The organism is Candidatus Melainabacteria bacterium RIFOXYA2_FULL_32_9 (assembly GCA_001784615.1).
Taxonomy (GTDB): domain Bacteria; phylum Cyanobacteriota; class Vampirovibrionia; order Gastranaerophilales; family UBA9579; genus UBA9579.
The window spans coordinates 1-7,032 of sequence record MFRQ01000103.1 but is presented as its reverse complement, the minus strand read 5'-3'; the positions used below and the strand labels follow the sequence as shown (position 1 = coordinate 7,032).

Sequence of the window (7,032 nt, the reverse complement as noted above, 5' to 3'; positions counted from 1 at the left end):
TATTGTGATAATCCTTCTCATTCTTATTGAGTATGGCTATGCTATTGTTGCTAGAAATACTCTTGCTGAGGCAGTGAAAATGTGTATCCCCAAACTTAGTGAGATTGCATATATGCCTGGCGACGCAACATCAAAGGTTACAAGAATTGAAAATGAGCTAACATGGAACCTACAGAATTATTTTAAAGCCCATAATATGATGTATGATGGAACACTAGAAGTAAATATAGTTAAGGATCTTGCAAGTCAGGTATCGATTATTAATGTTACATATCGGTATTTTCCTGCTTTTACTTTGCCACGTATTTTAACAGGTGATATCATTCCTAATGAAATCGTATTACATAGTGCACAGGCTGTTAATTCTAGTTTATTGGTTCCAAATACATATTGGGCATATTTAAAGACACAGGATATGTATGTATTTAATGAATCTACGTCTATTTTAGATCCTGATGCTAAATTTGTGACAAGTCAGTGAGGATAATAAATATATAATGAGGAAAAACTATAAAAAGTTTTCAGGCTCTGCACTTGTAATATTCGTATTAGGCATAATGACCATATTTGCTTTTGCGGGCCTGGTTATTGATTTAGGAATGGTTATGATTACTCAGCAAGAGCTTCAAAAAGCTGCTGAAACTTCTGTCCTGGCTGCTACTACTAACCTTGAGACTAAGGAGAGTAGTACTACTGGTATAATAAGTATAAATACATCAAATATAAATACAGTTACAGATATATTTAATAAGATAAAAGCGAATAATCCCCTTATTAGTTCTGCTTCAATAACCAATATTACTCCTGTTATATCTTCTAAGGCGGTAGGCATTACAGTTAGTGCAGAAGCTAATCTTTATTTTATGAGTGTTTTAGGCTTAAAAAGTGTTAATGTGCTTGCACAGGCCGCAGCTATGTCAGATCCTTTTTATTTAAGTCCTTTTCTTCCAAGAGTCCCTAGTGTGGGAAGTGTGGTTAATATATCCTGGGGTAATAAATCTAGCTTACATGGATATCCTGATGGAAATGGTCTTAGAATGAACCAATGTGGTTATACCAGTTTTCGGCTACCAGTTCCTATCGTAGATCAGGAAGGAGCTGAGTTGTACGTAAAGGAAACGGGATTCCTTGATGGTTATTTTGTTTATATAGGAGTACTTGACCAGTTTAATACTCCAAATTTAGCAGATATAAGGTGGGTTAATGTTAGTTGTACTGGCATACCAGCTTCTGGGGCTGCACCAACAGATAAAGTCGGTTCTTATTTAGTTGATGTAATTTATGGAAACAACACATGGATAATAAAACAGGCAAAATTCTATGGTAGTGGATACTTTGATATAGGCAAGAGATGCTATGATCCAGATGGAAATTTAATTTATGATGGGGGTGCTGTCAAAAATGCTACACAGGTCAAAATAGTAGATGACTGTGTAGAAGACGGATTTAATCCAGATGATTTGGCAACTCCTGTAGCAGCCAGTTCTGATTATCCCGGAACTGATGTTGATGCATTTGCTGTTTTACATCATTCCAGGTTAATAAAATATAGAGATATTAGTCAGGATGATGATAATGATGGACTTATTGATATTTTAGAAGATACTATTGGCACAGATAAAGATAATTCGGATACTGATGGTGATGGTATACCGGATGGTTCTGAGTATGTTGGATGGCATAGTGCAGGTCATACGCCAATAACTACTTCAGGTGCTACTCAAGTTTACTTTACTAATCCCAAGGTATCTGATCATCCATAAAGTGATTTAAAGCGTAAAAGATTTTGGTAAAAGCTCAGAAATAGTATAGGTTAGGTGTGTTCCATCGGAGTCTTCAACTATGATAAGTGCGTCTTTTGAAAACTCAGCGATCCACTGTCTACAGGCTCCACATGGATAGCATAATTTAGAATTTGGACTATATATTGCGATAGCAACAAGCCCTGCTTTTTTACCTTCAGTTATTGCGGTTGAAATTGCATTTCTTTCGGCGCAAAGAGTTAAGCCATAACTTGCATTTTCAACATTACAGCCTTTATAAATACTTCCATCTTCAAACAATGCACAAGCTCCAACATTGAATTTTGAGTATGGAGCGTGAGCATTTTCTGCAGCTTTAGAGGCTAATTTAAGGAGATGATTTGGATCTATATTTTGCATAATTAATTATCTTATTAATTGTTTTTTAATGTTGCTGCTGTTAATTTAGAATCATTTTTTACATCTTCAATAACAGCTTTTAATAATCCTAAAAATAAAGGATGTGGACTTTGTGGACGAGACTTAAATTCAGGATGGAATTGACTTGCTACAAACCATTTATGGCTTGGTAATTCAATGATTTCAACAAGTCTTTTATCTGGAGAAAGGCCAGAAAATACCAAGCCTGCATTAGATAATATGTCCCTAAACTCGTTGTTTACTTCATATCTGTGTCTATGGCGCTCATAAATTATATCTTGTCCATAAGCATTTATAGTTTTAGAATTTTCTAACAGATGACACTCATATGAACCCAATCTCATGGTTCCACCGTAATCAGTAAATCCTTCCTGATCCGGCATTAAATCGATAACTGGTTGTGAGGTTTCCGGGGTAAATTCAGAACTATTGGCTTCCTTAAGTCCTGCTACATTTCTTGCAAATTCAATTACCGCGCATTGCATGCCAAGACATAATCCTAAAAATGGAATATTAGACTCTCTTGCAACCCTGATAACATTAACTTTACCTTCGATGCCCCGTATACCAAAACCACCTGGAACAACAATTCCATCAACATCGCACAGAGCTTCTTTTGCCTTTTTATAGTCTACACAATCTTCAGATGATATCCATTTAAGCTCGATACTTGCGCCAACAGCAGCTCCAGCATGCTTCAATGCTTCTACTACAGATATATAAGCATCAGAAAGTTTAGTGTATTTTCCGGCAATTGCGATTTTAACAGTATGTGTTGGGTTTTTAATTTTTGTTAAAAGTTCTTTCCAGGGTTCTAGCTCTGGTTCAGTGTTTTCAATATGTAATATTTTTAGAACTTCTTTGTCCAAACCTTCTTCTGCAAGAGCTATAGGAACCTCATAAATCGATTTTAAATCTTTACATTCAATCACAGCTTCTACAGGAACGCTTGTAAATAAAGCTAATTTCTTTCTTTCAGATTTTGGTATTGGTCTTTGTGTCCTGCATACTAAAATATCAGGTTGTATACCAATACTTCTAAGTGTAATTACACTATGCTGCGATGGTTTTGTTTTTAATTCACCGGAAACATTTAAGTATGGAACCAGAGTAACGTGAATGAACACAGTATTTCCGTGTCCTGCTTCAGTTTTAAATTGTCTGATAGCTTCTAAGAATGGGAGGCCTTCGATGTCACCTACAGTACCCCCTATTTCAGCAATTAGGAAGTCAGGTTTATGTTTTGCAGCTTCTTTTAATCTGCTTTTAATTTCGTTTGTAATATGTGGGATTGTTTGAACTGTAGCTCCCAGATAATCACCTTTTCTTTCTTTGGTAATAACACTTAAATAAATGCTTCCAGCAGTTACATTATTAATTTTTTCAAGATTTGTATTTGTAAATCTCTCATAGTGTCCTAAGTCCAAGTCTGTTTCTGCGCCATCATCAGTGACAAAAACTTCTCCATGTTGAAAAGGGCTCATAGTTCCCGGATCAACATTTATATAAGGGTCAAATTTCTGTATTGTAACTGAATATCCTCTTGCTCTTAAGAGGTTACCTAATGATGCTGCAACTATCCCTTTACCTAGTGAACTAACAACTCCACCCGTTACAAAAATATATTTAGTAGTCATCTTACAATCCTTTACTTGCTGATCTTATTACTTCGCTATATTTGCTAAGATTTACTCTTCAATTATTCTTGGAACCTTAAAATAGCCATCCTCTTCTTGAGGTGCATTTGTAAGAATTTCCTCACGATTACAAGGCTCCCATACCTTATCTTCTCTCATAATATTCACTTTGGGGATTGCTTGAGTCATAGGCTCAACGTTTTCAGTGTTTACTTCTTTCAGTTGATTAAAATAGTCTAAAATATTGCCTAATTGCTCAGCAAATTTAACCTTTTCTTCTTCACTTAAAGCTAATCTGGCTAATTTAGCTACGTGTTCAACTTCTTGTATCGTGATCAATTTTATACTCCAGTTTAGTATTTAAATTTATTATAGTAGAAACACTTTTAAAATTTTTAATTAAGTGAAGAAATATCAAGGTGATTTTTTGATAATTAACTTCATATTATGGCCTGCATTTATCTGAGGAATGATTCCAAGTCTTCTATATTTTCTATTTCAAGCATTACTTCTGAATTTATTTGACAAAGATTATCTTCATCCAGGCTTAAATATTCCAAAACTCTTTCATCAAATAATCCGATATCAAAATTATCAAAGTCCAGTGCTATATGAGCAATAATATTTCCAACATATACGATGCTTGTTAGCCGGGTGTGTTCTAGAGCTTCGAGTGGATAATGATGATAATGTATAACATTAATCAGTCCTGGTGGCAAATTCCATTCTTCTGCAACAAGATATCCCAGATCCTGGTGGTTAATTCCACAATATCTCTTTTCTGCAAACATCATTCTGTTATCCATAGGATGAGGGGCTTCCTGAAGAGCACTGATATAGTTTTCATGATCATACTGGTCAAGTATTATTTTTCCAATATCGTGCAGGATTGCAGAGCTGAATATATCGTCATCTTCCTGTAAACGTAGGAACTTATTAATTCTTTTTGCTGCTATTGCAGTAATTAATGAATGTTTCCATAATCTTTTATAGTCTAAAACTTTAACCCGATCATTTTTAGGGGCAAATATCTTGAAAATGGTTGAAGATAAGACAAGTCCCCTTATTGTGGTAAAACCCAGGATCATTATTGCATGCTGGATAGAACTAATTTGTTTTGGAAAACCATAGTAGGCAGAGTTTACAAGCTTCAATACTCTTGATGTTAAACCTGTGTCGTGAGATATCACCTTGCTTAATTGTGCAGCTGAAGAATTTGGATTTTGTACCAATTCCATAACTTTTGTGACAACTTCAGGTAATGAAGGAATATCTTTGACTTTATATTTTACTAGCTTTGATTCGCTAATCGAAGCAGTGCTAGGTTTTGAGGCATTGAATTCAGCAATAGAATAAATTCTAATATTATGTCTGTTTAACTCTGATGTCACCCAGGTTTTGGTCAGATTGTCTTTGGCTAGTATATCAATCTTTAAAACTACAATATGCTCAAAATTTTTATTTGCAGCATCATTTATCAATCTGGTTAATACAGGTGGGAAATCAGCATTATTAATGGTTTCCTCATATATTTTAACCAGTTCGAGATTATGTTTTTGGCAAAACTCAGATATTTTTTCTTTCTGGCTTTTTATTTCGAGAAATCTATCATCTTTATGAGTTTTATAAGAGTTTACGTATCCAACTACTTTCAAGGGAATACTCCTACTAGAAATCCATAAAATAATCAGAGTTTAAACTCTAACATTTTTTAAGTGTATAGCTTGCTAATATATCAATATATTTTACTATAGTTTAGCATTTAATTGGATGATAAATTTTGATTAATGTTTGTCTTTATTTTTTACAAATGTCACATGACTTTATTATTTCGTCAAAAGGCACTTCCTGATTGTCTGTTTTGTCTTTATCTCTATTCTTTTTCTCTCTCTTTATATTGGCTTTTAATCTTACATCACCTAAAATTTGGTAGACATATTGGGTTTTGTCGCTTTCTCCTTTTGCACTTAAAATCAGACTAGCTTGTTCAAGTTCTTGTAATGAATCTTGATATCTGCCCATTTGCTTTAACAATAATGCAAGGTTGTAATGTACATCATAATTTAAAGGTGCAATTTTTATGGCTTTACAGTATTCCTGAAGTGCTTCACTATAATTGCCCAGGATATGCAGTGTTAGAGCTAGATTATATCTCGCATCATAATTATTAGGTTCAATTTCCAAGGATTTTTTGTAATTGTCAGCAGCATTCATCAAAAAGCCTCTGGAACTAATGCTGTCATAACCGTACAACAGTGACTTAGCTCTATAAGCAAGACCAAGATTATAATAAGCAATAGCTTTGCTAACTTTTAGATATTTTGAATTATCGTATAAGAATGGAATTTTTATTTTGCCAGGATTTGAGTTAACCGCATTAATATACTCGTTTATAGCTCTATCAATATCGTGTATCTGTTCAGATAATAAAATTCCAAGATTAATCCTGGCATTAATATAGTTAGGTTGAATATTTAAAGTTTTTTCGTAGCAACCAATTGCACTGTAAAAATCCTCAAATGTAGTATAAATATTACCTAAATTATATTGCGCCTTGGAATGTTCGGGATATAGTTGAAGAGCGTAATTATAGTTATTGATTGCATTTTGATATTGCCTTTTTTGGTAGTCTTGATCTCCCTTAAAAACATAATAAAAGGCTACAACTTGTTTAAAATAAATGGAAGCCTGATTATGAAACAGAATTACCATGCCTATAGTAATAAGTATAGGTATTAGAAATATAATTGAACTAGTTTTTTTGCCGAATAACTTCATAATTCTTCATTTTATAATTTCAAATAAATTTGCAATAAATCGCCTTAAAATCAGTATTAAGAGAATGCCTTAGAGATAATTCAATTGAATAAGTTGTATTTGAGTTACTAATAGTGCCTTTTTACTTTACAAATAAGGCATTTAGAGGGAGTGGAAAAATTCATATTACTATTGCATATGTTTATTATACCAGCATACTACCCTGTTGGGGAATTTATATTTTATCGCAAACTTGGTTTTATAATACTACACACGCATATATTCGACTCTTACCCAGACACGATCCAGCTATTTGATCGAGCTTTGCTCGATCTTTTTCTTTTTGTTCATGTAGATGCCTTTATTAGAAAGGCATAAAGCCTTATAAAAGATTACCGCATAACTAAAATATGTTAAAATATAGACATATCAAAGAGAAAAAGGAGAAAGATATG

6 protein-coding genes and 1 pseudogene (1 of these 7 only partly in view) are annotated in these 7,032 nt (G+C 33.6%); 2 read left to right on the top strand and 5 right to left on the bottom strand.

Annotated features, from left to right (window positions below; translation table 11 throughout):
• Positions 1-481 (top strand): annotated as a pseudogene (locus tag A2255_09285) (hypothetical protein); it begins 341 nt to the left of the window's first position.
• A 16-nt stretch (positions 482-497) separates the two neighbouring features.
• Entirely contained in the window at positions 498-1,763 is a 1,266-nt protein-coding gene (locus tag A2255_09280; protein ID OGI19159.1) for a hypothetical protein, read from the top strand.
• Between the two features lie 6 nt (positions 1,764-1,769).
• Here A2255_09280 and A2255_09275 read toward each other — a convergent pair whose 3' ends face one another.
• From A2255_09275 to A2255_09255, 5 genes are all read right to left on the bottom strand, one after another.
• Positions 1,770-2,162 carry a cytidine deaminase gene (locus A2255_09275; protein ID OGI19158.1) on the bottom strand — a complete coding sequence of 131 codons (393 nt, stop codon included), beginning with the start codon at positions 2,160-2,162 and terminating at the stop codon, positions 1,770-1,772.
• Between the two features lie 14 nt (positions 2,163-2,176).
• Positions 2,177-3,820 (bottom strand): CTP synthase, encoded by a 1,644-nt coding sequence (locus A2255_09270; GenBank protein OGI19157.1) that lies wholly within the window; start codon positions 3,818-3,820, stop codon positions 2,177-2,179.
• 51 nt (positions 3,821-3,871) lie between these two features.
• Positions 3,872-4,159 carry an asparaginyl/glutamyl-tRNA amidotransferase subunit C gene (locus A2255_09265; protein ID OGI19156.1) on the bottom strand — a complete coding sequence of 96 codons (288 nt, stop codon included), beginning with the start codon at positions 4,157-4,159 and terminating at the stop codon, positions 3,872-3,874.
• A gap of 119 nt (positions 4,160-4,278) precedes the next feature.
• The gene (locus A2255_09260) at positions 4,279-5,475 is read right to left on the bottom strand and encodes a hypothetical protein (protein OGI19155.1); all 1,197 of its coding nucleotides are present in this window, start codon (positions 5,473-5,475) and stop codon (positions 4,279-4,281) included.
• A 142-nt stretch (positions 5,476-5,617) separates the two neighbouring features.
• Positions 5,618-6,598 carry a hypothetical protein gene (locus tag A2255_09255; GenBank protein OGI19154.1) on the bottom strand — a complete coding sequence of 327 codons (981 nt, stop codon included), beginning with the start codon at positions 6,596-6,598 and terminating at the stop codon, positions 5,618-5,620.
• Positions 6,599-7,032 lie beyond the last annotated feature (434 nt).